Here is a 23,198-nt window from a genome sequence, read left to right on the forward strand (position 1 = left end):
TCACCGGCATGCCGCCTGGTATTTAGCCGCCGGCCGGCGTGGCAGTGCTTGCGGGAATGCGCGCATTTGGCGCAAGTGCGGCGTACCACAGCGCGGCCGCGCCCAGGAGCGCGCCGGCAGTGCAAACGCCTGACCAGCCCGCATGCGCGAAAATCCACGAGGAAGCCAGCGAGCCGGCGGCCGCGCCGACGAAATTGGCCGTCATGGTCCCTGCGGTAAGGCGGCTGCGCGCTTCCGGATTCAGCCGATAAATCGGCGGCACCAGCCAGCCCGAACAGCCCGATCGTGGTGTTGGAGTAGGCATAAGGCGGCGCGGCCAGCAGGAAGGTCAGCGGCGTCCAGAACATGCCGAACGAGGCGAACAAAAGCGCGCCCAGCAGGGAACGGGCACGAAACAGGGACTCATCGGTGTACAGGCGGAATACGGAAACGAGCAGGCGCGGGTAGCTCAGCCCGACCGTGTTCTTGTGGCGCGGGAGCAGGCGCCAGAGCGCCGCGGACGTAGCCAGCATCAGCACGGCGGCGACCCAGTAGACCGTGCGCCAGCTACCCAGATCGGCCAGCGCCCCGGCTGCGGCGCGCGCCAGGTGATCGAGAGCGCCAGGGATTTCCCGCCGAATTTCCCGCCGACAGACGATGCTCGCGACTGCGCCCTGATCGCCGGAAAACCAAAAAAGTGACGGGCCAATCCAGCTTATGACAAAATATATGCCCCCTGGTCACACCGGAAATGACGTTGCGGTCCGGACGTCGACGCACCCTTGAGTCAGATTTCTGGCACGGTTCCCATTTCGCTGGTCAACGGCTTCCTGTCGGGCGCGGATCCCGCCGCCATCGAACGGCTGGCGGAGTGCTCCGGCATCCCCCACGGCTTGCTGCGCCGCCCTGGCTCCCGCGTGACAGAGGAGCAGTTCTCCACGCTCTACCGCCTGCTCGCGACCGAACTGGACGACGAGATGCCGGGCATCTTCAGCCGCCCCTTGCGCAACGGCACGCTGAAATACCTGTGCCTGAGCCTGCTCGACGCCCCGCGGCTGGAAGTCGCGCTGCACCGGTTCGGCCAGTTTTTCCACCTGATCCTGGATGATTTCCGGCTGGAGTCGGGCCGCGACGGCGAAGGCGGCTGGGTCGCCATGGTGGCGGATCCGGCTGGCCCCGGCGTGACCGAACTCGGTCGCGAACTCATCATGAAGCTGGTGCACGGCATTGCCTCATGGCTGGTGGCGAAGCGGATCCCGCTGATCGCGGCGGAGTTCGATTTCGCGCGTCCCGCGCACGCAACGGACTACCTTTTTCTCTTTCCGGGGCCGGTTCAGTTCGGTAGCGCACAGACACGCATGCGCTTCGAAGCGGCTTACCTCGATATGCCCATGCGGCAACGCAAGGCCGACCTGCAGAGATTCCTGGCGCGCGCGCCGGAAGACTGGATCTTCGTCTCCTTCGCCGATCAGATGGTTTGCCACCGGGTCCGGCAATTCCTCGCCGATTGCCTTCCCGCCATGCCGACGCTGGAAGTGGTTGCCCAGGACCTGCACTATTCCGTGCGCACGCTTTGCCGGCGGCTTGCGGACGAAGGCACGACGTTCCAGGCGATCAAGGATGACGTCCGGCGCGATATCGCGATCCAGCGGCTCACGCGCTCGCCCGACGCCATCGCGGCTATCGCGTATGACGTCGGCTTCGACAACCCGACCGCGTTCCATCGCGCTTTCCGGCACTGGACCGGCAGCACGCCCAAGGCCTACCGGGGCATGGCCTGAGCGCCCGGCCAGGCGGCGGCGCCGCTGTAATGGGTGCCGAAACGCTGCCTGAGCACCAGCTTATGCAGCTTGCCGGTCGCGGTCAGCGGCAGCTCCGCCACGAACACCACGTCGTCCGGGATCCACCATTTGGCCACCTTGCCTTCAAAGAAGGCCAGCAGTTGCTGTGCATCGAGCGTGCTGCCGGCGCGCCTTACCGCGACCAGCAGGGGCCGTTCGTCCCACTTGGGATGGGCACAGGCGATACAGGCCGCCAGTTCGACTGCCGGATGCGCAACGGCGATGCCTTCCAGTTCGATCGAGGAGATCCACTCGCCGCCGGACTTGATCACATCCTTGCTGCGATCCGTGATCTGCATATAGCCGTCGGCGTCGATCGTGGCGACATCGCCGGTGGCGAACCAGCCATCCTTCTCCAGGCAGGTTTCCTCCATGCCGAAGTAGCGCTCCACGACCCAATGGCCGCGCACCAGCAGGTCGCCGGCCGAGCGCCCGTCCCACGGCAACTCGGCACCATCGGCGTCGACGACCTTCATCTCGACACCGGGCACGACCCTGCCTTGCTTGCCCTCGATCTGCGCGCGCTCCTGCTCCGTCTTTTGCGCGAAACCCTGCGAAGGCGAAAACACGGTGCCAACCGGCGACAGCTCAGTCATGCCCCAGGCGTGTACCGACTTGATGGCCAGTTCGCCCAGCGCCTTGGCCAGTTGCGGCGGGCATGCCGCGCCGCCCACGATGACACGCTCAAGGCTGTTGCAGCGCTTGCCAGTGCGGCGCATATAGTCGGCCAGGCCGAGCCAGACCGTGGGCACGCCGGCCGACACCGTCACGCCTTCCTGGTCGAACAACGCCGACAGGGACGCACCGTCGAGCGCCGGGCCCGGCAGCACCAGTTTCGCCCCGACCAGCGCCGCGGAGAACGGCAGCCCCCAGGCATTGACGTGGAACATCGGCACGACAGGCACCACGGTGTCCGACGCACGCAGGCAAAGCGCGTCCGGCAGCGCCGAGGCATAGGCCATCAGGCAAAGCGAACGGTGCGAGTACAGGACGCCCTTCGGGTTGCCGGTCGTGCCTGAGGTATAGCAAAGCACCGCCGCCAGCTGCTCATCCAGGCGGGGCCAGTCGAAATGGCCGGGCTGCCCGCCGATCAGCGCCTCGTAGCTTTCGAGCGGCAGCGCCGGTGCCTGCGGCAGGCTGGCGCTGTCGCACAGCATGACCCATGACTCGACATGGGGACATTGCGGCGCAATCTGCTCGACCAGGCCCAGGAACGAGGCATCGAAGCAGACCACGCGGTCGCGGGCATGATTGATGATGTAGGCGATCTGTTCCGGGAACAGGCGGGGGTTGATGGTATGACAAACCGCGCCAATGCCGGTCACGCCGTAGTACAGTTCCATATGGCGATAGCCATTCCACGCCAGCGTGCCCACGCGGTCTCCGGCGACGATGCCGCGGCCCTTCAGCGCATTGGCCAGTTGCATGGCGCGAACATGGCAGTCCCGGTAGGTATAGCGGTGAATGTCGCCCTCGACGCGCCGGGATACGATTTCCACCGTGCCGGAGTGCCGCGCCGCCTGCTCAAGCAGCGAGGACAATTGCAGAGGCGCGTACATCATCTGACCGAACAGGTCCATAGTCTTGTCTCCTGACAGGCGGTTTGTCGTTATCCCGGATGCATTCGGCGGTCATGGCGACGCCGGCTGCGAGGCATTCTAGAGGTGCCTGCCCCCTCCGGCACTGACAGGAATGGCCGAACTAGTGACAAATCCGGCCAATCGGGCCGGGGTGGCCGGCAAGCGGCCAGGGCGGCGCAAAGCGGCAGGTTTTGTCAATCAATGGGCAGGTTTGGTTATTCCCGCATGCCGCGGCGGGCGCTACGATCCGGTATCCGGAGCATGCGGTGCCGGCATCCGCCCAGATGCACCATACCCTGTGCCGCAATCCCAAAATGGAGACCCCAAAAATGACCTATCGTGCCCCGCTCAAGGACATGCTGTTTGTGATGAACGAACTGGCCGGCCTTGACGCTGTCAGCCAGTTGCCCGGCTTCGAGGACGCCACGCCCGAGACGGCGCAGGCGGTGCTCGATGAGGCCGCCAAGTTCAACGAACAAGTGCTGGCGCCGCTCAACCGCATCGGCGACACCGATCCCAGCAGCTGGAAGGACGGCGTGGTCACCACCACGCCCGGCTTCAAGGACGGCTTCCGCCAGTTCGGCGAAGGCGGCTGGCAGGGCGTGCTGCATCCGCAGGAATTCGGCGGCCAGGGCTTGCCCAAGCTGATCGCCACCGCCTGCAACGAGATGCTGAACTCGGCCAACCTGTCGTTCGCGCTGTGCCCTCTGCTGACCGACGGCGCCATCGAAGCCCTGCTGACCGCGGGCAGCGATGCGCAGAAAGCCACCTTCCTGCCCAGGCTGATCTCCGGCGAATGGACCGGCACCATGAACCTGACCGAGCCGCAGGCCGGCTCGGACCTGGCGGCGGTACGCACGCGCGCCGAGCCACAGGGTGACGGTACCTACAAGGTGTTCGGCACCAAGATCTTCATCACTTACGGCGAGCACGACATGGCGAAGAACATCGTCCATCTCGTGCTGGCGCGCACGCCGACGGCACCCGAGGGCGTCAAGGGCATCTCGCTGTTCATCGTGCCCAAGTTCCTGGTGAACGAAGACGGCTCGCTGGGCGCACGCAACGATGCGCACTGCGTGTCGATCGAACACAAGCTGGGCATCAAGGCCAGCCCCACCGCCGTGCTGCAGTTCGGCGACCACGGCGGCGCCATCGGCACGCTGGTGGGCGAGGAGAATCGCGGCCTGGAATACATGTTCATCATGATGAACTCGGCGCGTTTCTCGGTCGGCATGCAGGGTATCGCGGTCTCCGAACGCGCCTACCAGCAGGCGGTGGCCTTTGCGCGCGAACGCGTGCAAAGCCGGCCGGTCGACGGCTCGGCCCGCGAGGCGGTGACCATCATCCATCACCCCGACGTCAAGCGCATGCTGATGACCATGCGCTCGCTGATCGAAGGCGCGCGCGCGGTGGCCTACGTGGCCGCGGCGGCATGCGATACGGCGCACCAGCATCCGGACGAAGCGGTGCGCAAGCAGAACGAGGCTTTCTACGAGTTCATGGTGCCCATCGTCAAGGGGTGGAGCACCGAGCTGTCGATCGATGTCACCAGCCTTGGCGTGCAAGTGCACGGCGGCATGGGCTTCATCGAGGAGACCGGCGCGGCGCAGCACTATCGCGATGCCCGCATCCTGCCGATCTACGAGGGCACGACCGCGATCCAGGCCAACGACCTGGTCGGCCGCAAGACGGTGCGCGACGGCGGCGCCGTGGCGCGCGGCATCTGCGCGCAGATCGCTGAAACCGAGGCGGCGCTGGGCAAGCATGGCGGCGCGGCTTTCTCCGCGGTGCAGGCGCAACTGGCCAAGGGGCGCGCGGCGCTGGAGGCGGTGGTGGCGTTCGTGGTGGCCAATGCCAAGTCGGATCCGAATGCCGTGTTCGCCGGCAGCGTGCCTTACCTGAAGCTCTGCGGCATCGTGTTCTCGGGCTGGCAGCTTGGGCGTGCGATGCTGGCCGCGGATGCGAAGCGTGGCGAGGATCCTTCCTTCTGCGATGCCAAGATCGCGACCGCGCATTTCTTCGCGGAGCACATCCTGTCGCAGGCGTCGGCCTTGCGCGATGCCGTCGTGGCAGGCGCGGTGCCGGTCAATGCGTTGAGCGAAGCGCAGTTCTGAGATCGCACGGTAGCAGGCAAAGAAGAAAGGCGGCCCGGCAGGGCCGCCTTTTCTCATATTCCCTGCACAGGGTGACCCGCCGCAAACCCGATGCAGCGCTGCAGCCTCCCGCGGGTAATGGCCTGCACATGGTCCAGGGCTTCCTCCAGCTCGCGCGCGGTGCTGCGGCCAGTGCGCTTCTCCAGTTCGAAGAAGATTCCGTCCCGCGTGTAGTGCCGCACGCAGATGATGAAGGGAAAGCCATGCCGCACCTGATAGGCCTGGTTCATCGACTGCAGTTGTGCTTCCTCGCTTTCCGCCAGCCCATCCAGCCCCGCGCTCTTTTGCTCCGCGCTCGACGCCTCGGTCAGCGCGCCGGCGCGGATGGCACGTGCCGAGAGCGGCGGATGGCGGCACAGGAAAGCCGTCTGGGCCGCCGCGTCGCGGCGGCGGATCGCGGCCATCATCGCGTCGTGCAGCGCGGCAACCGTAGGGAAGGGGCGTGCCTCCCAGGCCGCTTCGGCCACTTCGGGAGAATGCTCGAACACGTCGCCCAGGGCGCGCGTGAACGTGGCTTTGTCCATGGCATTGATGGCGTGGAGGTCGTGGTTCGCTTGCATGGGATGTCGTCGTCCGGTTCGGGGGTGAGATGAATCGATGCGCCGAGTATAGGGACGAAGGCGGTCCGGGCAGGAGGGGCTGGCTCCTATAGCACGTATAGCAATTCCGGATGGAGACGCGCCGCTAGGCCTGCCTGGGCATGTCGCGCAGGCGCCGGAGTTCCTCGGAGGCGTCGGTCAGCAAGCCACGCAGCCACACGTGCGAGGCAGAGCGATGGCGCGACGGGTGCCACAACTGGTAGAACCGCATGAACGGGAACGAGATCGGGGAGCCGACGATGGCCAGCGGCAGGCTTGCCGCGTAGTAGTTGGCGAAATGCCGCGCGGTGGTCAGGATCAGGTCCGTGCCCGGGATCAGGTTGGGCGCCAGGCTGAAATACGGGCAACTGACCTTGCGGTCGCGGTGCAGCCGCAGCGTGCCCAGGCCGGTCTCCACCACGCCGCGCTGGCCGCGCGAATACGGCATCGGCACGATATGCGGTGCCTGCAGATAGGCTTCGGCCGTCATCTTGCCCGCTTTCGCCAGCGGATTGTCGTCGGCGAGCACGCAGACGACTTCGTCTTCGAGCAGCACCGACAGATGCAGGTGCTCAGGCGGGCTGGGCCAGTTGCCGATCACGATATCCACGGTGCCTTCCGCCAGGGCCTGTTCGTAGTCATATTGCGGCCCGAGCGCCTGCGTCACCAGCCTGGCCCGCGGCGCCGATGCCCTGAACGCCTTCACAACGTGCGCGAAGAAGGTCGGGGCCAGGTAGTCCGGCATCGCCACCGTGAAGTTCTGTTCCGTGGTGGCGGGATCGAAGGCTTCCTCGTCGACCAGTAGCTTGTCCAGCGCGACCAGCGCGGCCTGGGCGCTGCGGGCCAGTTGCACCGCGCGCTCGGTCGGCACCATCACGTTCTTTTCCCGGTTCAGCAGCGGGTCGCCGAAGATTTCGCGCAGACGTTTGAGCGCCGCGCTGATGGCGGGCTGGGATTGGTTGAGGCGGATCGCCGTGCGCGATACGCTTTGCTCCGCGATCAGCGTGCACAACACACGCAGCAGATAGGTGTCGAACGGGTCGTCTGCTCGGATCACTCCAACACTCCTTGTTCGGGACATGCCCGGCGGCCCGGATCGCCCGACAACTGGCGCCACACGCGATTGTCCGCCGACAAAACCGGGCTGGCGCGGCGCGCTTCGCCGCCCCTCCTCCTTCTTCTACCATCGATGCGCCGCCAGGCGCGATTCGGTCGAACCCGGACACTTGCCTGCGCCTCAGGCGTCTCATACGCCCCGGTTATCGACGCGGATGCGACGCCGATATCAACTCTGATATGCGCTCTATAGCAGGCCCCCGGTTAACTTTGCCCGGCGCGCTCATGTACTCTGCCTCAAAGCAAATGCAGCCCGCATGTACGGGACTCAACCAAGGAGACACCATGTCTGCAACGGAGCAGATCGCCCCCCTTTACACCGCCAGCGCGGCCGGCACGGAGGACAGCGTCTATCGCAAGGTTTCGTGGCGGCTGTTGCCGTTTCTCGGCGTGCTGTGGATTCTCGCCTGGCTCGATCGCGTCAACATCGGCTTCGCCAAGCTGCAGATGCTGGATGCCCTGCGCTTCAGCGAGGCGGTATACGGGTTGGGCGCGGGGATTTTCTTCCTGGGCTACTTCCTGTTCGAAGTGCCGTCGAACATGCTGCTGCAAAAGATCGGCGCGAAGAAGACCGTGATGCGCATCACCATCGGCTGGGGCGTGATCTGCATGCTGCAGTCGCTGGTCACCACGCCCTCGCAGTTCTATGTGCTGCGCTTCCTGCTCGGCGCCTTCGAGGCAGGCTTCTATCCGGGCGTGATCCTCTATCTCACTTACTGGTATCCGAGCGAGCGCCGCGCGCGGGCATTCGGCACCTTCATGTCGGCATCGGCGATCGCCGGCGTGCTGGGCGGCCCGATCGCGGGCTGGATCATGACGTCGATGGCCGGGGTCAACGGCATGCATGGATGGCAATGGCTGTTCGTGCTCGAAGGCATTCCCTCGGTGCTGGCCGGCGTGGTGGCCTTTTTCTACATGACTGACAGGCCGGAGCAGGCCGGCTGGCTCAACACGGAAGACAAGCGCGTGATCCGCGAAGGGCTTGAGCGCGACAACCTGGCGCTGGGCGAGCGCGGCACCGACTGGCGCACGCTGTTCCGCAATCCCAAGGTCTGGCTGCTGATCGCCATCTTCTTCTGCCTGCTGTGCGCGAACTCGACCCTGACGTTCTGGATTCCCACCATCATTAAGGACGTGGGCTTTACGACACCGGTCGCCATCGGCTGGATTGCCGCGCTGGCCTATCTGTGCGGCGCCGTTGGCATGATCGCCAACGGCGCGCATTCGGACCGCAGGAAGGAGGTGCGGTGGCACTTCAGCGCGCCCGCCATCTGCGGCGCCCTGGCCATGGGCGCGCTGGCGCTGTTGATGGACTTTGGCAGCCTTTCGCCGGTCTTTGCGCTGCTGGCCATGACCATCGCGCTGGCCGGGACCATGAGCGCCATCCCCGTGTTCTGGCAACTGCCCAACCGCTTCCTGGCCGGCGGCGCGGCGGCGGTGGGCGTGGCGCTGATCAACTCGGTGTCCAATCTCGCGGGCTTCGGCGCGCCCTACCTGATGGGCCTGGTGAAGAACGCCACGGGACGCATTGCACCGGGGCTTTACCTGGTGGCCGCCATCGAACTGCTGGCAGCCATCCTTGTGCTCATCGGGATCGCAGCCACCGCAAAAACCATGAAGTCCAGGAAGACCCAGGAGGCCTGAGATGAAAGACCATCGCATCGATTCCAACGCGCTTGCCGAACACGTCGATCAACCCCGCAGGCAGTTCGCCATCGGCAGCGCCTTGTTCGGCAGCGGCATGCTGCTGGCTGCAAGCGGCCTGGCGGCAACGCCGCAGGCAACCGCGGGCACGCCGGCCCCGGCGCAGGACGTAGGCCCGATCGTGCTGCATGGCGTGAGCCCGCGGCTGACCATCCATACGCTCGACACTTACCATGGCGCGCCCGCCACCGGCTTGCGCGTGGACTTCTCCGTGCTGAAGGACGGCAAGCCCACGCTGCTGCGCTCGCTGACGATCAAAGCAAACGGCCGCGCGGATGAGCCCCTGCTGATCGACGACAGCTACCGCGCCGGCAACTACGAACTCCTGCTGCACGTGGACGACTACTTTGCAATGCGCCAGGCGAAGCTGCCGCGGCCGAGTTTCCTGTCCAGGGTACCGATCCGCTTCCAGATCGCGGATACGCGCGAGCGCATCCACCTGCCGGTCCAGTTCGGGCCGTGGAGCTATACCTACTACCGCGGCAGCTGAAGACAACGGCCCGGGACAACGGCACGAACACTCTCACTGACTCTCTCACTGACTCTCTCAACTACGGAGCAAGCAGATGGCAGGCATCAGCACACACGTACTCGATCTCGCCAGCGGCAGGCCCATCGCGGGCATGCAGATCGACCTCTTCGACCTGGGCACGTCGCCGCCCACGCTGCTCAACAGCACGCGCAGCAACGCCGACGGGCGCACGGACGCGCCCATACTGCCGGCGCCGCAGGCGCGTGCCGGCGAGTTTGAGCTGCGCTTCCAGGTCGGCGCGCATTTCAAGGCGGCCAACGCCTTTGCCGACGTGATCCCGGTGCGGTTCTCGGTAGCCGACCCCAAGCAGCACTACCACGTGCCACTGCTGTGCTCGCCGTGGTGCTTTTCCACCTACCGCGGCAGTTGAAACAACCCGAAATCTTTCCCCGGAGTCCACGCATGACACAAGCAGAACAACACCTCATCGAATCGATCCGCCTGGCCATGGGCAATGTCCGGGAGCGCAACACCTGGCCCTTCGGCGCGGTGGTGGTCAGGAACGGCGAGGTCATTGCAAAGGCGGTCAACGAAGTGGATGCCACCTGCGACCCGACCGCCCACGCCGAGATGCAGGCCGTGCGCGCGGCCGGCGCCGCGCTGGGCAAGCCGGATCTCACCGGCTGCACGGTGTACGCCAGTGGCTATCCCTGCCCGATGTGCCTGACCGCGATGTACCTGGCCGGCGTCGGCAAGGTCTACTACGCCTACTCCAATGAAGCCGGCGCGCCGTACGACCTGTCGGCCGAGCGCGGCTACATTGAACTGGCAAAGCCGGTGGCGGAGCGGGAAATGACGCTGGAGTGCATCCCCGTTCGCGATGAAGGCGAGGACCTGTATGAAGCCTGGCGCAAGCGCCAGGCCGTTTGACCCGCAGGCAGGATCGCATCAGGAGAACGGCGTGATTGCGTCGCCTGGCTATGGGTTTTGAGCAATAGGCACGGTTCGGGTGCGGCGCGTCGTTCCCGGCGGGCGCCCACCCTCGAAAATCAATACGTCTCCAGATGCAACCGCCCATCCTTCTTCAACGCGGCGCCGACGGTGTCCCACGACAATCCCGCCTGTTCCGCCACATCCTTCAACGCCAGCACAACCCCCTCCTCCATGCTCTTCAGCCCGCAAACATAAAAACAGGTGTTCGGATCGGCAAGCAAGGGCCCCAGGTCGGCGGCGCGTTCGCGCATCACGTCCTGCACATAGCGCTTGGGTTGACCCGGTGTACGCGAGAAGGCGAAGTTGGTGTCGATGAAGTCCTTGGGCAGGCTCTGCAGCGGTCCGAAATACGGCAGCTCCTCCTGCGTGCGCGCACCGAAAAACAGCATCAGCTTGCCCCCCTCAAACTTTCCGGACTTGCGCAACCGCCTGCGCCATTCGGTCATGGCCCGCATAGGCGCGCTGCCGGTGCCCGTGCAAATCATCACGATATTCGAGCGCGGATGATTCGGCATCAGGAAGCTCGCGCCAAACGGCCCGATCACCTCCACCTTGTCCCCTACCTTCAGATCGCACATATAGTTTGACGCCACCCCGCGCACCGGATTGCCCTGGTGGTCCTCCAGCACTCGCTTGATGGTCAGCGAGATATTGTTATATCCCGGCCGCTCGCCATTGCGCGGACTGGCAAGCGAATACTGCCGCGCATGGTGCGGCCGGCCGCCGGCATCCACACCAGGCGGCACGATGCCGATCGACTGGCCTTCCAGCACCGGGAAAGGCGAAGTGCCGAAGTCCAGCACGATGTGGTGCGTATCGTACTCGCGGCCGACCGCGGTAACGCGCGCATTGCCGGTGACGGTGGCGGTGATCGAGCGGGACGCGGCCTTGGCGCCGTAGAGATTGGTATAGGCATGCGCGGCCGACCACGGCGGCACGGTAGCACCATACTGCGCGCTGTTGAATACGTCGTCGCCTGTGACCGCGGCAGGCAGCGTCACCGCCGCGGATTCAAGGACCGGCTCGGCGTCCGCCGCAACGCCTTCGGCAGCCAGTTGCTCGGCTGACATCTCGTCAGGCAGCGTCTCCCAGCCAAGTTGCTCCGTGATGCTGTACGCCTTGACGCGCGGCATGGTGCGCCAGTTGTCGATCGACCCGGTCGGGCACGGCGAGATGCAGGCCATGCAGGAGTTGCATTTGTCGGCATCGACCACATAGTTGCGCGAATCGTGGGTGATGGCCGAGACCGGGCAGGTAGCCTCGCAGGTATTGCAGCGAATGCAGATCTCGGGGTCGATCAGGTGCTGCCTGATGACCTGGATGTCGGACATGTCCATGGCAATCTCCGGGGGTGAAGCGGCCCCTGTGGCCGGGGCCTTCGGGCGTGGGGTCCAGCAGTCCCCCGCCCTTGTCGCTTGTCTCTTTTCTCTTGTGCCGCTCAGTTGAAGCGCACGTACTCGAAATCCACCGGCTGGCGGTTGATGCCCATCACTGGCGGTGCGATCCAGCCGGCGAACTTGCCCGGCTCGACCACGCGGCCCATCAGGCTGGCCACGAAGGCGCGGTCGGTCTCGCTCGGCAGCCACTGGTCGACGTTCGCCTTCCATTCGGCGTCCGAGATCACCCGGCCTTCCGGCGCGATCTTCACGCCGGAAAGCGCGCCGATATTGCGGTGGAAGGCCTTGTGCGGCACCTTCAGGCGGAACGGGATGCCGGCCTTGTCGATGACCCGGTTCCAGCGTTCCACACCGGCAACGCTATCCTTGATGTAGTCGTCGCGCAATACCTCGTTGAGCGCGTTGAGCATCGGCACTTCCTTCTCGACAAGCTGGCCGCCCACCGCCTGCAGGACCTTGTAGGTCTGGCCCTTGAGCACGTGATCGTCGGTGCGCTTGCCTTCCTCGTAGCGGCCCTTGAGGCCGGTGCTGTAGAAGGTGGCGGCGTTGCTCGACTCATCCGCGCCGAACAGGTCGATGGTCACGCTGTAGTGGAAGTTCAGGTAGCGCTGGATGGTCGGCAGGTCGATCACGCCGGCGGCGCGCAGCCTGGCGGGATCGTCGGTCTTCAGTTCGTTCATCACCTGGCAAGTGCGCTGGATCACGCGCGATATGCCGCTCTCGCCGACGAACATGTGATGCGCTTCCTCGGTCAGCATGAACTTGGTGGTGCGGGCGAGCGGATCGAAAGAGCTTTCGGCCAGCGCGCACAGCTGGAACTTGCCGTCGCGGTCGGTAAAGTAGGTGAACATGAAGAACGACAGCCAGTCCGGGGTCTCTTCATTGAACGCCTGCAGGATGCGCGGATTGTCCTGCTGGCCGCTGCGGCGCTCCAGCAGCGCTTCGCCCTCTTCGCGGCCGTCGCGGCCGAAGTACTTGTGCAGCAGGTAGACCATCGCCCACAGGTGGCGGCCTTCCTCCACGTTAACCTGGAACAGGTTGCGCAGGTCGTACATGCTCGGCGCGGTCAGGCCGAGGTGGCGCTGCTGCTCCACCGACGCGGGTTCGGTATCGCCCTGGGTCACGATGATGCGGCGCAGGTTGGCGCGGTATTCGCCGGGCACGTCCTGCCAGGCATCGTCGCCCTTGTGGTCGCCGAAATGGATCTTGCGGTCGGCTTCGGCGGGGTTCAGGAAGATGCCCCAGCGATAGTCCGGCATCTTCACATGGCCGAAGTGCGCCCAGCCCTGCGGATCGACGCTGATGGCGGTGCGCAGGTAGATGTCGAAGTTCTGCGAGCCATCCGGCCCCATGTCGTTCCACCAGCTAAGGTAGTTGGGCTGCCATTGCTCGAGCGCGCGCTGCAGCGTGCGGTCTTCGCTGAGGTTGACGTTGTTGGGGATCTTGTCGCTGTAGTTGATGCTGGACATCATGGTCTCCGAAGCTGGCTGTGCATGTGGTGGAGCGTGTTCGATTTCGGGTGCGGCGCCCCACCCGGACATGCGCCGCACGACGATGCTTTAACTAAAGAACAACGTCAGACGCGATTCCAGTCGAACGCGGCCTTGTCGCCCTTGCCGTAGACCTTGAGCGCGCCCTTCTCGCCGACGGCGTTGGGACGCTGGAAGATCCAGTTCTGCCAGGCGGTAAGCCGCCCGAAGATGCGGGTGAACATGTTCTCCTGGCCATTGAAGCGCAGGTTGGCTTCCATGCCCGTGAGCGCATCGGGCGACATGGACGCGCGCTCTTCCAGCGCAATGCGCACTTCGTCGGTCCAGTCGATATCGTCCGGGTTGGCGGTGACGAGGCCGACCGCGAACGCAGCGTCAGCGTCGAGCGGCTGGCCGGCCCTGGCGCGCACCGCATCCAGCGCCGGTTGTTCGTCGTAGAAGCGGCGGCCCAGGCGGCTCTGACCGGTCACCATCGGGTACAAGCCGAAATTGGTCTCGGCCACGGTGATCTTCGGAGCGCGCGCTTCGTCGTCCGGCAGCGCCAGGTGGTAGCTGCGGTCACAGGCCAGCGCCAGTTCGAGGAACGTGCCGGCAAAGCAGGAGCCCGGCTCGATCAGGGCGAACAGGCTGCGCGATGACACATCCAGCCGCGAGAAAGTACGGCGCAGCAGGCCGATGGTTTCGCGCACCAGCCAGTGATCCTTGTTTGGAAGCAGCGTGGCATCCATGGCCAGCACGTTGGCGGCATCGCCTTCGGTCTTGATCAGCCAGGTGCCGATGTCGAGCTCGTTGGTACGCATCGACAGGATGGCGTCTTCCAGTTCGCGCGCCAGTTGCAGCGGATACCAGGCGGCGCCGGCTTCGGCGATGGCGCTGACGCTTTGCGGTTGTGGGCCCGACGGCGCCTTGACGGTGAAGGTGGCCTTGCGGCCGGCGCGGTCGATCTCCACGGTGACGTGCGTGTAGCGCAAGGCATCGTCTTCCAGCGTGCGCGCAACCGGAGTCAGCGCCACGCCGCGCGCACCGGCCGGACGGTCGCTCTGCGCGGCCAGGGCCAGCGCGCGTTCCTGCACTTTCTGCGCGAACACGGCGGGCTTGGCGATGTCGTCCACCAGGCGCCAGTCCTTGGCGCGCTGGCCGCGCACGCCTTCGGTGGTGGTGCAGAAGATATCGGCGAGGTCGTGGCGCACGTGGCGCTTGTCGGTCACGCGGGTCAGGCCGCCGGTGCCCGGCAGCACGCCCAGCAGCGGTACTTCGGGCAGGCTCACGGCGGAGGAGCGGTCATCGACCAGGATGATCTCGTCGCAGGCCAGCGCCAGTTCATAGCCGCCACCCGCGCAGGCGCCGTTGACCGCGGCGAGGAACTTCAGGCCGCTGTGCTTCGACGAATCCTCCAGCCCGTTGCGCGTTTCGTTGGTGAACTTGCAGAAGTTCACCTTCCAGGCATGGCTGCTGACGCCCAGCATGAAGATATTGGCGCCTGAGCAGAACACCTTGTCCTTGCCGCTGGTGAGCACCACGGTACGTACTTCGGGATGCTCGAAGCGGATGCGGTTGGCCGCATCGTTCAGTTCGATGTCGACGCCGAGGTCGTAGCTGTTGAGCTTGAGCTTGTAGCCGGGGCGCAGGCCGGCGTTCTCATCGATGTCCACCTCCAGCGTCGCAACGGGACCGTCGAACGTCAGCTTCAGGTGCTTGTATTGGGACGGGTCGGTCTGGTAGTCGACGCGGGGCGCGGTAGTCATGAGTGTCTCCTCAGCGATGAAGCACAATAGTGCATGGGTCGTGATTCAGTGAACGAACTATAGTTCATGCACTGAAATTCAGTCAAGCAATATTGTGCATCTTTCAGGGGAGAGGCTCAGAGCGGCAGTTGCATGGCGTAACGCACACGCTCCCGGAGCGCGAGGAAGGTGGATTCGAGCGGTTCCGCGCTGGTGTCGACCGTGAAATCCGCCTTGGAATAGAAGGCCGCGCGGCCTGCCAGGATGTGCCGCAGGTCTTCCATCGCCTCCTTGCTGGCCGCCATCGGGCGGAAGTCCCCCTGGGCGCGCACTCGGTTCATGTGATCTTCCGGGCTGGCCTGCAGCCACACCGTGGTGCAGTGGGCCAGCAGCAGGTTGAAGGTTGCCGGGTCCGACACCAGCCCGCCCGGCGTGGCGATCACTGCCTCCGGATAGATCTGGATGGCCTCCTCCAGGGCGCGCCGCTCATAGCGGCGGTAGGCGTTCATGCCGTAGAGGCCCTGGATTTCCGAGATGCTGCAGCCGGCAAACTTCTCTATCTCGCGGCTCAGCTCGACAAAGGGGAAGCCAAGATCCTCGGCCAGCATGCCGCCAAGCGTGGATTTGCCGGCGCCGCGCAGCCCGATCAGCGCCACGCGCGGGCTGCGCGCGGCATTGCCGCCGCCGGTGCCCAGCATCTCGCCCACGGCGATGCGCACGCGCCGCAGCGTGCCTTCGTCCCGGTGTTCGAGCAGTTCCCTGATCAGCAGCCATTCCGGCGAAGAGGTCGACACGTCGCCCAGCAACTCCGCCAGCGAGCAATGCAGCGCCGAGGCGATCTGCAGCAGCACCAGGATGGATGCGTTGCCGCTGCCGTACTCCAGATTGGCGAGATGCCGCTCCGAGACGCCGGCCGCCAGCGCCGTGGCCTTGCGCGTCAAACCCCGGCGCGCGCGCAGTTCGCGCGCGCGCTCGCCCAGCGCGACGAGAAAGGCATTTTTCTCATGGGAGCCGGCTTCGACGCCGGCGCCGTTGCCGTGCGCGGCGTCTCGGGCGTCCCGCGTTAACCCCGCTTCATGCAATATAGTGCTTGACATGGTTTGGTGACGGCTCTATGTTTCATTCATGCACAATAATGCATGAAACGCGGGTATGCAACCCGGCTAAGTCTAACGGAGCGTCTTTCATGTCCCCCACCGAATTCCGCGAGCAGATCGCGCGGCTCACGGCCCGCATTGCCGGCCGCCCTCTCGATGCCTCCCTGGATGCCTGGCTCAATGCCGAGCACGGCGTCGGCAGCCCTACCTATAGCGCACTGAAGAACGCCTGCGAGACCGGCGTGGCCGAGGGCTGGCTGTGCGACCGCGAGGGCGGCGGCATCCGCTATGGCCGCATCTTCAAGCCGGCCGCCGACCTGCATGGCTTTTCGGTCGACGTGGTCGATATGAAGGACATCGTCGGTCCGCATCACACCCATCCCAATGGCGAGATCGACCTGATCGTGCCGGTCGATGCCGGCGCCGAGTTCGACGGCCGCCCCGCCGGCTGGCTGGTCTGCCCACCGGGCAGCGCGCACCGGCCCACCGTCACCCGTGGGCGCGCGCTCGTCCTTTACCTGCTGCCCGAAGGGCGCATCGACTTCACCCGCTGAGAACCGCTTCATGACCGAATTGCTTTCCAACTATCTCGGCGGCCGCTGGCAGGCCGGCTCCGGCAACGGTGCGACGCTGTCCGACCCCGTGCTCGGCGATGCACTGGTGCGCGTCGATGCCACCGGGCTCGACCTCGCGGCCGGCTTTGCCTTTGCGCGCGAGCAAGGCGGTGCCGCATTGCGCGCCATGACCTATCGCGAGCGCGCCGCCATGCTGGCCGCCGCGCAAAAGATCCTGCAAGCCAACCGAGATGCGTATTACGAGATCGCCACCTCCAACAGCGGCACCGTGCACAACGATTCCGCGGTGGATATCGATGGCGGCATCTTCACGCTCGGCACCTATGCGAAGCTCGGCGAGTCGCTGGGCGACCGCCGCTACCTGATCGACGGCGATGCCGCGCGCCTCGGCAAGGATCCGCTCTTCCAGTCGCAACATGTGCTGGTACCCACGCGCGGCGTGGCGCTCCTGATCAATGCCTTCAATTTCCCGGGCTGGGGCTTGTGGGAGAAGGCCGCGCCGGCGCTGCTGTCGGGCGTGCCCGTGATCGTGAAGCCGGCGACGGCCACCGCGTGGCTGACCCAGCGCATGGTGAAGGATGTGGTCGAGGCGGGCGTGTTGCCGCCCGGCGCGCTCTCCGTGGTGTGCGGCAGCGCGGCCGGACTGCTCGACCAGTTGCAGCCGTTCGATGTCGTCTCCTTCACCGGCTCGGCCGAGACTGCCGCGCTGATCCGCTCGCATGCCGCGGTGACGCAGCGCTCGGTACGCGTCAATATCGAGGCCGACAGCGTCAACTCGGCCCTGCTGCTGCCCGGCGAGTCCGCAGGCAGCGAGGCGCTGGATCTGCTCGCCAAGGAAGCCGCGCGGGAAATGACCGTCAAGTCCGGGCAGAAATGCACGGCCATCCGCCGCATCTTCGTGCCCGATGCCTTGTATGGCGCTGCCGCCGAAGCCATCGGTGCACGCCTGCGCAAGATCACGGTGGGGAATCCCCGCAACGAGTCGGTGCGCATGGGCGCCCTGGTCAGCCGGACACAACTCGCGTCCGTGCGCGAGGGGCTCGGCTATCTGCAGGCGCAAACCGAAGTGCTGCACGACGGCGCCACGCATGCGCTGGTCGATGCCGACCCGGCCGTGGCCTGCTGCATCGGCCCCACGCTGCTGGGCGCGCGCGATGCGCACGCCGCCGGTCGCGTCCACGACACCGAGGTGTTTGGCCCGGTGGCCACGCTGCTGCCCTACCGCGACAGCGCCCACGCGCTGGCCCTGGTGCGCCGGGGCCAGGGTTCGCTGGTGGCGTCGCTGTATGGCAGCGATCCCGGTGCGCTGGCCGCCATCGCTGTCGAGCTTGCCGACAGCCACGGACGCGTCCACGTGATCTCCCCCGAGGTGGCCCAGCTGCACACCGGCCACGGCAACGTCATGCCGCAGTCGCTGCATGGCGGCCCCGGCCGCGCCGGCGGTGGCGAAGAACTGGGCGGGTTGCGCGCGCTGAACTTCTATCACCGGCGCAGCGCCGTACAGGCCGGCACCCATGTGCTGGAACGCTTGTAGGCGCCCGCCGCCGGCGAAATCAATACACCACAGATACGGGGAGACACGCATGACAGCCGAACCACAGGTCCAGCCGCCCGGGACGCCGTTCAACTTCGCCCAGCACCTGATCGCGTGCAATGCGCAGCGGCCCGGCAAGGTCGCCTATATCGACGACCATGGCCACATGCGCTATGGCGAACTGGCCGACCGCATCCGCCGGCTCGCTGCCGCGCTGCAGGCTTGCGGCATCCACCGCGAAGAGCGCGTGCTGTTGCTGATGCACGATTGCAACGACTGGCCGGTGTGCTTCCTCGGCGCAATGTACGCGGGCATCGTGCCGGTGGCGGTCAACACCCTGCTCACCGCCGATGACTACGCCTATATGCTGCAGCACAGCCGCGCGCAGGCGGTGCTGGTTTCGGGCGCGCTGCTGCCCGTGCTGCAGGAGGCCATCGCCCAGGGCGGCCATGAGATCGGGCGAGTGATCGTCTCCCGGCCCGCCGGGCCGCTTGCGCACGGCATGATCGCGCTCGATGCGCTGATCGATAGCCACGCGCCGCTACCGGCGCCGGCTGGTACCGGTCCCGACGATCCCGGCTTCTGGCTCTATTCGTCGGGCTCCACCGGGCGTCCCAAAGGCGTGCTGCACAGCCAGGGCAATCCATACTGGACCGCCGAGCTTTACGCGAAGCCCATCCTCTCGTTGTGCGAGAGCGATATCTGCTTCTCGGCGGCCAAGCTCTACTTCGCCTACGGGCTCGGCAACGGCCTCAGCTTCCCGCTCAGCGTGGGCGCTACCGTTGTGCTGATGGCCGAACGGCCAACGCCGGAAGCCACCTTCAAGCGCTGGCTGGAAAACCAGCCGACCGTGTTCTTCGGCGCGCCCACTGGCTACGCGGGCATGCTCGCCGCGCCCGGGCTGCCGCAGCGGGAACAGGTCTCGCTGCGCCTGTGCTCGTCCGCCGGCGAGGCCTTGCCGGCCGACATCGGCGAGCGTTTCACCGCGCGCTTCGGCTGCGAGATCATCGACGGCATCGGCTCGACGGAAATGCTGCATATCTTCCTGTCCAACCGTCCGGGGCAGGTGCGCTACGGCACCACCGGCTGGCCGGTGCCCGGCTATGTGGTCGAACTGCGCGACGAAGACGGCCGGCCGGTGTCCGACGGCGACGTCGGCGACCTCTATATCCAGGGCCCAAGCGCGGCGCTGATGTACTGGGGCAACCGCGAGAAATCGCGCGAGACCTTCCGCGGCGGCTGGACCAAGAGCGGCGACAAATACGTACGCAACGCCGACGGCAGCTACAGCTACGCCGGCCGCAGCGACGACATGCTCAAGGTCAGCGGCATCTATGTATCCCCCTTCGAAGTGGAAGCCACGCTGATGGTGCACCCCTCGGTGCTCGAAGCCGCCGTGATCGGCGTCCCCGACGAAGCGGGCCTCACCAAGACCAAGGCCTTCGTGGTGCTCAAACCCGGCGCGCAGGTAAGCGAGACGGAGCTGAAAGCCTTCGTCAAGGAACGGCTGGCGCCATACAAATACCCTCGCATCATCGAGTTCATGGACGCGCTGCCGAAGACAGCCACGGGGAAGATACAGCGGTTCAGGCTGCGGGAAATGGAAAGCGCGCCAGCGTGAGAAACAAGGCAGGAGCACGCCAGCGCCCAACGGCATAACAAGCGCCCGCCCTCTCCCCGCCCCCCTCTCCCGCAGCGGGAGAGGGGAGCCAACCAGCGCAAAAAAGAGCGATGCAAAGCGAGCCCCCCACGCGATGCGAAGCGAGCCGTCAAGGTGTACCAGGCCGTATGGGGCACCTCGGGATCCGGCGAAAAGAGCGGAAAAGAGGGACCCATGTTTGAGTATCGCCTTAAGGCGATGCGAGTTTGGGTCCCGGCCGCTCTTTTCGCCGGATCCCGAGGGGGTGTCGCCCCATCCGGCGCGCCTTCTTTGCCTACTTTCTTGGCAAGACAAGAAAGTAGGTCGCCCCCCGCAGGGGGGTGAAACCGCCTTTGACTTTGCAGTTAAGCCTTTGACGTTAAGCAGTTGACGTTAAGCAGCTGACGCCAAGCAGTTGCAATTGCAACCCCACCAAACAAAAACAAAACACCCAAATCCCAAAAGGACCAAAAGGAGACACCCCATGCCCCAAATCGACATCCACAAACTAGCCGACGAAGCCCGCTTCAACCGCTTCCACGCCCAAATCCTCCTCTGGTGCGCCCTCATCATCATCTTCGACGGCTACGACCTCGCCGTCGTCGGCATCGCACTCCCCTCCATCATGAAAAGCATGGGCGTCGACGCCACCAGCGCCGGCTTCATGGTCAGCTCCGCGCTGTTCGGCATGATGTTCGGCGCGATCTTCATGGGCACCATCGCCGACCGCATCGGACGGCGCCGCGCCATCGCCATCTGCATCCTGCTGTTCAGCGTCTTCACCGCCGCGGCGGGCTTCACCAGCGATCCCATGACATTCAGCGTCACGCGCTTCCTGGCGGGCCTGGGCATCGGCGGCGTCATGCCGAACGTGGTGGCGCAGATGACCGAATACTCGCCGCGCAAGATACGCGGCACCATGGTCACGCTGATGTTCAGCGGCTACTCCGTAGGGGGCATGCTGGCCGCCCTGCTGGGCAAGGGCCTGATCGAGAGCTACGGCTGGCAGTCGGTGTTTATCGCTGCGGGCCTGCCGGCGCTGCTGATCCCGTTCATCCTGAAATCCCTGCCGGAGTCGATGCCCTTCCTGGTCAGGAAGGGCCAGATCGACACGCTCAAGGCCATCGTTTCCCGGCTGGAACCAGGCTACCGGCCGCAGGCAGGCGACCAGTTCGCCCTGCCCGCCGGCGACAAGGCCGGCGATGCGCCCATCGGCAAGCTGTTCCAGGACGGACGAGGCTTCAGCACCGTGATGTTCTGGGTGGCATTCTTCATGTGCCTCTTCATGGTCTACGCGCTCAGCTCATGGCTGGCCAAGATGATGGCCAGCGCCGGCTACAGCCTGGGCTCGGCGCTGACCTTCGTGCTGGTGCTGAACTTCGGCGCCATGGTCGGCGCCATCGGCGGCGGCTGGCTGGCCGACCGTTTCAATATCAAGTACGTGCTGGTCGGCATGTACGCGCTGGCCGCCGTATCGATCACGCTGCTGGGCTACCCGGTACCCACCCCGCTGCTGTTCGTGCTGGTGGCGCTGGCCGGGGCCTCGACCATCGGCACGCAGATCGTGACCTATGCCTATGCCGGGCAGTTCTACCCGATGGCGGCGCGCGCCACCGGTATCGGCTGGGCATCGGGCATCGGCCGCAGCGGGGCGATCCTGGCGCCGATCGTGATCGGCGCGCTGGTGGGCATGTCGCTGCCGCTGCAACAGAATTTCATGGCGATCGCCATTCCGGGCGTGATCGCCATGATTGCGGTCCTGCTGATCGACCATCGCCGCTCGGCTTCGGCGCAACACGCATCCGCCCTGGCAGAACAGGCGCAAGCGCCCGGCCAGGCTGGCGGGCCGCGCATGGGTCCCGGAGTACAGCACTCCGGCTGAAGGCCGCGCATCCAATGTGCGGCAGCAGACATTCGCCACTCGCCTCCAGGTGCAGACTCAGCCCTGTACGTGAGTGGCCCCCAAGCGCCGTACTTTCGCCTCGCCATGCCTTTTTTCCCGTGCTGGCGAGGCGTCTTTCGCCGGACGCGGCAAGCGGTGCTTGTCATTTCGCCAGCCGTGCCCCCGGCCATGCCCGCACAAGCAACGCCCCGATTGCCGTCGCCGTCGACAACGCCGTGACGGCCATCCATCCCCACCGCGCCAGCATGAGGCTGCCCAGCGCGGCACCGGCCGCCATGCCCACGAACATGCCGACGAACAGCACCGCATTCAGCCGGCTGCGCGCGCCAGGCTCGATACCATAGACGATGGTCTGGTGCGCGACCAGCGAGACCTGCACGCCAAGGTCGAAGCCCAGCGCGCTGGCCGCGATCAGCCACAGCCGTGCGTGCGGCGCCAGCAACGGCGAGAACAACATCCCCGCGAACGAAACCGCGGCCAGCGCGGCGCCCAGGCGCGTGACCAGCTCGGGGCCCTTGCGGTCGGCCAGGCGGCCGGCCAGCGGTGCGGCGAGCGCGCCGGCTGCGCCGGCCAGCCCGAACGCGCCAGCGGCCGCGCTGCCCAGATGAAACGGCGCGCCATGCAGCATGACGGCCAGCGTCGACCAGAACGCGCTGAAACCGATTGACAGCAGCCCCTGCGCCAGGGTCGCCCGGCGCAGCGCGCCATGCTTGCGCCACAGGCTGGCCAGCGAGCCGAGCAGCGCGCTGTACGCGAGATGCGTGGTGGGCTTGAAGCGCGGCAGTGCGCGCCATGCCACCGCGCCGATCAGCGCGATGCTGGCCGCCGCGATCACGAACATGATCCGCCAGCCGAAGTGCTCTGCCACAAAACCACTGAGCACGCGCGAGAGCAGGATGCCGAGCAGCAGCCCCGTCATCACCGTGCCGACGACCTTGCCCCGGTGCGACTCCGGCGCCAGCGTGGCGGCCGCCGGCACGATGTCCTGCGCCATCGTGGCGGCCAGCCCGATCGCCAGGCTGGTGGCCAGCAGCAGCCCGATGCCTGAGGCGGCGCCGCTGGCCAGCAGCGCGGCGCTAAGCACGGCGGCCTTGGCCAGGATGATGCGCCGGCGGTCATAGCGGTCGCCCAGCGGCGCCAGCAGCAGAATGCCCAGGGCATAGCCCAGTTGTGTGAGCGTGGGGACCAGCCCTACAGCCCAGTCGGACGCACCGATATCCGGACCCAGCACGCCCAGCATGGGCTGGCTGTAATAGAGCGATGCCACGGCCAGGCCGGCGCCGGCGGCAAGCAGCAGGACCAACCGGGCGGGCAAGCCGGTGGCGGCACCCGTCTCGGCCGCCGGGACCGCCGGAGCCCTGGCCGGGTGTGTGGCGGCATTTGCATCTGTAACGCGAATGGATGACATAGCGGAAACCCTCGG

18 protein-coding genes and 1 pseudogene are annotated in these 23,198 nt (G+C 66.0%); 10 read left to right on the forward strand and 9 right to left on the reverse strand.

Annotated elements, in window-relative coordinates:
• Positions 1 to 22 precede the first annotated feature (22 nt).
• A pseudogene (locus tag ACZY0R_RS04795) lies at positions 23 to 587 on the reverse strand (MFS transporter); the annotation flags it as partial.
• A gap of 174 nt (positions 588 to 761) precedes the next feature.
• On the opposite strand from ACZY0R_RS04795, the gene ACZY0R_RS04800 reads away from it, so the two are divergent.
• Positions 762 to 1,760 carry an AraC family transcriptional regulator gene (locus ACZY0R_RS04800; RefSeq protein WP_488857363.1) on the forward strand — a complete coding sequence of 333 codons (999 nt, stop codon included), beginning with the start codon at positions 762 to 764 and terminating at the stop codon, positions 1,758 to 1,760.
• On the opposite strand, the gene ACZY0R_RS04805 is transcribed toward ACZY0R_RS04800, so the two are convergent.
• Positions 1,742 to 3,400 carry a 3-(methylthio)propionyl-CoA ligase gene (locus tag ACZY0R_RS04805; protein ID WP_488857364.1) on the reverse strand — a complete coding sequence of 553 codons (1,659 nt, stop codon included), beginning with the start codon at positions 3,398 to 3,400 and terminating at the stop codon, positions 1,742 to 1,744. The genes ACZY0R_RS04800 and ACZY0R_RS04805 overlap by 19 nt on opposite strands.
• A gap of 329 nt (positions 3,401 to 3,729) precedes the next feature.
• Here ACZY0R_RS04805 and ACZY0R_RS04810 point away from each other — a divergent pair, with 329 nt between their 5' ends.
• A complete protein-coding gene (locus tag ACZY0R_RS04810; protein ID WP_488857365.1) occupies positions 3,730 to 5,514 on the forward strand; it encodes an acyl-CoA dehydrogenase in 1,785 nt (594 codons plus the stop codon).
• A gap of 53 nt (positions 5,515 to 5,567) precedes the next feature.
• Here ACZY0R_RS04810 and uraD read toward each other — a convergent pair whose 3' ends face one another.
• The gene (gene uraD / locus ACZY0R_RS04815; protein WP_488857366.1) at positions 5,568 to 6,113 is read right to left on the reverse strand and encodes a 2-oxo-4-hydroxy-4-carboxy-5-ureidoimidazoline decarboxylase; all 546 of its coding nucleotides are present in this window, start codon (positions 6,111 to 6,113) and stop codon (positions 5,568 to 5,570) included.
• A 124-nt stretch (positions 6,114 to 6,237) separates the two neighbouring features.
• Positions 6,238 to 7,188, reverse strand: coding sequence for a LysR family transcriptional regulator (locus tag ACZY0R_RS04820; RefSeq protein WP_441636420.1), 951 nt, complete (start codon positions 7,186 to 7,188; stop codon positions 6,238 to 6,240).
• Positions 7,189 to 7,532: 344 nt separating this feature from the next.
• Here ACZY0R_RS04820 and ACZY0R_RS04825 point away from each other — a divergent pair, with 344 nt between their 5' ends.
• The 4 genes from ACZY0R_RS04825 (at position 7,533) to ACZY0R_RS04840 (ending at position 10,353) form a co-directional block, all read left to right on the forward strand.
• Complete coding sequence (locus tag ACZY0R_RS04825) at positions 7,533 to 8,891, forward strand: MFS transporter (RefSeq protein ID WP_488857367.1); 1,359 nt, start codon at positions 7,533 to 7,535, stop codon at positions 8,889 to 8,891.
• Position 8,892: 1 nt separating this feature from the next.
• Positions 8,893 to 9,441 (forward strand): hydroxyisourate hydrolase, encoded by a 549-nt coding sequence (locus ACZY0R_RS04830; protein ID WP_488857368.1) that lies wholly within the window; start codon positions 8,893 to 8,895, stop codon positions 9,439 to 9,441.
• A 76-nt stretch (positions 9,442 to 9,517) separates the two neighbouring features.
• Positions 9,518 to 9,853 carry a hydroxyisourate hydrolase gene (gene uraH / locus ACZY0R_RS04835; RefSeq protein WP_488857369.1) on the forward strand — a complete coding sequence of 112 codons (336 nt, stop codon included), beginning with the start codon at positions 9,518 to 9,520 and terminating at the stop codon, positions 9,851 to 9,853.
• 32 nt (positions 9,854 to 9,885) lie between these two features.
• Positions 9,886 to 10,353, forward strand: coding sequence for a nucleoside deaminase (locus tag ACZY0R_RS04840; RefSeq protein ID WP_045237026.1), 468 nt, complete (start codon positions 9,886 to 9,888; stop codon positions 10,351 to 10,353).
• Positions 10,354 to 10,472: 119 nt separating this feature from the next.
• On the opposite strand, the gene boxA is transcribed toward ACZY0R_RS04840, so the two are convergent.
• From boxA to ACZY0R_RS04860, 4 genes are all read right to left on the reverse strand, one after another.
• Complete coding sequence (gene boxA, locus ACZY0R_RS04845; protein WP_488857370.1) at positions 10,473 to 11,753, reverse strand: benzoyl-CoA 2,3-epoxidase subunit BoxA; 1,281 nt, start codon at positions 11,751 to 11,753, stop codon at positions 10,473 to 10,475.
• 101 nt (positions 11,754 to 11,854) lie between these two features.
• Positions 11,855 to 13,282, reverse strand: a complete 1,428-nt coding sequence (gene boxB, locus ACZY0R_RS04850) for a benzoyl-CoA 2,3-epoxidase subunit BoxB (protein WP_488859503.1) — start codon at positions 13,280 to 13,282, stop codon at positions 11,855 to 11,857.
• Positions 13,283 to 13,389: 107 nt separating this feature from the next.
• Complete coding sequence (boxC, locus tag ACZY0R_RS04855; RefSeq protein WP_488857371.1) at positions 13,390 to 15,048, reverse strand: 2,3-epoxybenzoyl-CoA dihydrolase; 1,659 nt, start codon at positions 15,046 to 15,048, stop codon at positions 13,390 to 13,392.
• Between the two features lie 116 nt (positions 15,049 to 15,164).
• Positions 15,165 to 16,124, reverse strand: a complete 960-nt coding sequence (locus ACZY0R_RS04860; RefSeq protein WP_488857372.1) for a helix-turn-helix transcriptional regulator — start codon at positions 16,122 to 16,124, stop codon at positions 15,165 to 15,167.
• Positions 16,125 to 16,213: 89 nt separating this feature from the next.
• Here ACZY0R_RS04860 and ACZY0R_RS04865 point away from each other — a divergent pair, with 89 nt between their 5' ends.
• The 4 genes from ACZY0R_RS04865 (at position 16,214) to ACZY0R_RS04880 (ending at position 21,754) form a co-directional block, all read left to right on the forward strand.
• Entirely contained in the window at positions 16,214 to 16,678 is a 465-nt protein-coding gene (locus ACZY0R_RS04865; RefSeq protein ID WP_488857373.1) for a DUF4863 family protein, read from the forward strand.
• 10 nt (positions 16,679 to 16,688) lie between these two features.
• Entirely contained in the window at positions 16,689 to 18,233 is a 1,545-nt protein-coding gene (locus ACZY0R_RS04870; protein ID WP_488857374.1) for a 3,4-dehydroadipyl-CoA semialdehyde dehydrogenase, read from the forward strand.
• Between the two features lie 49 nt (positions 18,234 to 18,282).
• On the forward strand, positions 18,283 to 19,854 hold the full coding sequence (locus ACZY0R_RS04875; protein ID WP_488857375.1) for a benzoate-CoA ligase family protein: 1,572 nt from the start codon (positions 18,283 to 18,285) through the stop codon (positions 19,852 to 19,854).
• A gap of 502 nt (positions 19,855 to 20,356) precedes the next feature.
• A complete protein-coding gene (locus ACZY0R_RS04880) occupies positions 20,357 to 21,754 on the forward strand; it encodes an MFS transporter (protein WP_488857376.1) in 1,398 nt (465 codons plus the stop codon).
• Positions 21,755 to 21,917: 163 nt separating this feature from the next.
• Here the strand turns inward: ACZY0R_RS04880 and ACZY0R_RS04885 are convergent, their stop codons facing one another.
• Positions 21,918 to 23,183 (reverse strand): MFS transporter, encoded by a 1,266-nt coding sequence (locus tag ACZY0R_RS04885; RefSeq protein ID WP_488857377.1) that lies wholly within the window; start codon positions 23,181 to 23,183, stop codon positions 21,918 to 21,920.
• Between the last annotated feature and the right edge of the window lie 15 nt (positions 23,184 to 23,198).

The sequence above is a fragment of the Cupriavidus sp. F041 genome (assembly GCF_057814235.1).

Bases quoted from the DNA above. Each gene is read 5' to 3' on its own strand.
- ACZY0R_RS04885 (WP_488857377.1), bottom strand. From the start codon at position 23,183: ATGTCATCCATTCGCGTTACAGATGCAAATGCCGCCACACACCCGGCC.
- ACZY0R_RS04805 (WP_488857364.1), bottom strand. From the start codon at position 3,400: ATGGACCTGTTCGGTCAGATGATGTACGCGCCTCTGCAATTGTCCTCG.
- ACZY0R_RS04825 (WP_488857367.1), top strand. From the start codon at position 7,533: ATGTCTGCAACGGAGCAGATCGCCCCCCTTTACACCGCCAGCGCGGCC.
- ACZY0R_RS04860 (WP_488857372.1), bottom strand. From the start codon at position 16,124: ATGTCAAGCACTATATTGCATGAAGCGGGGTTAACGCGGGACGCCCGA.
- ACZY0R_RS04870 (WP_488857374.1), top strand. From the start codon at position 16,689: ATGACCGAATTGCTTTCCAACTATCTCGGCGGCCGCTGGCAGGCCGGC.
- ACZY0R_RS04880 (WP_488857376.1), top strand. From the start codon at position 20,357: ATGCCCCAAATCGACATCCACAAACTAGCCGACGAAGCCCGCTTCAAC.
- ACZY0R_RS04865 (WP_488857373.1), top strand. From the start codon at position 16,214: ATGTCCCCCACCGAATTCCGCGAGCAGATCGCGCGGCTCACGGCCCGC.
- uraH (WP_488857369.1), top strand. From the start codon at position 9,518: ATGGCAGGCATCAGCACACACGTACTCGATCTCGCCAGCGGCAGGCCC.
- boxC (WP_488857371.1), bottom strand. From the start codon at position 15,048: ATGACTACCGCGCCCCGCGTCGACTACCAGACCGACCCGTCCCAATAC.
- ACZY0R_RS04875 (WP_488857375.1), top strand. From the start codon at position 18,283: ATGACAGCCGAACCACAGGTCCAGCCGCCCGGGACGCCGTTCAACTTC.
- ACZY0R_RS04810 (WP_488857365.1), top strand. From the start codon at position 3,730: ATGACCTATCGTGCCCCGCTCAAGGACATGCTGTTTGTGATGAACGAA.
- boxB (WP_488859503.1), bottom strand. From the start codon at position 13,282: ATGTCCAGCATCAACTACAGCGACAAGATCCCCAACAACGTCAACCTC.
- uraD (WP_488857366.1), bottom strand. From the start codon at position 6,113: ATGCAAGCGAACCACGACCTCCACGCCATCAATGCCATGGACAAAGCC.
- ACZY0R_RS04840 (WP_045237026.1), top strand. From the start codon at position 9,886: ATGACACAAGCAGAACAACACCTCATCGAATCGATCCGCCTGGCCATG.
- ACZY0R_RS04830 (WP_488857368.1), top strand. From the start codon at position 8,893: ATGAAAGACCATCGCATCGATTCCAACGCGCTTGCCGAACACGTCGAT.
- boxA (WP_488857370.1), bottom strand. From the start codon at position 11,753: ATGGACATGTCCGACATCCAGGTCATCAGGCAGCACCTGATCGACCCC.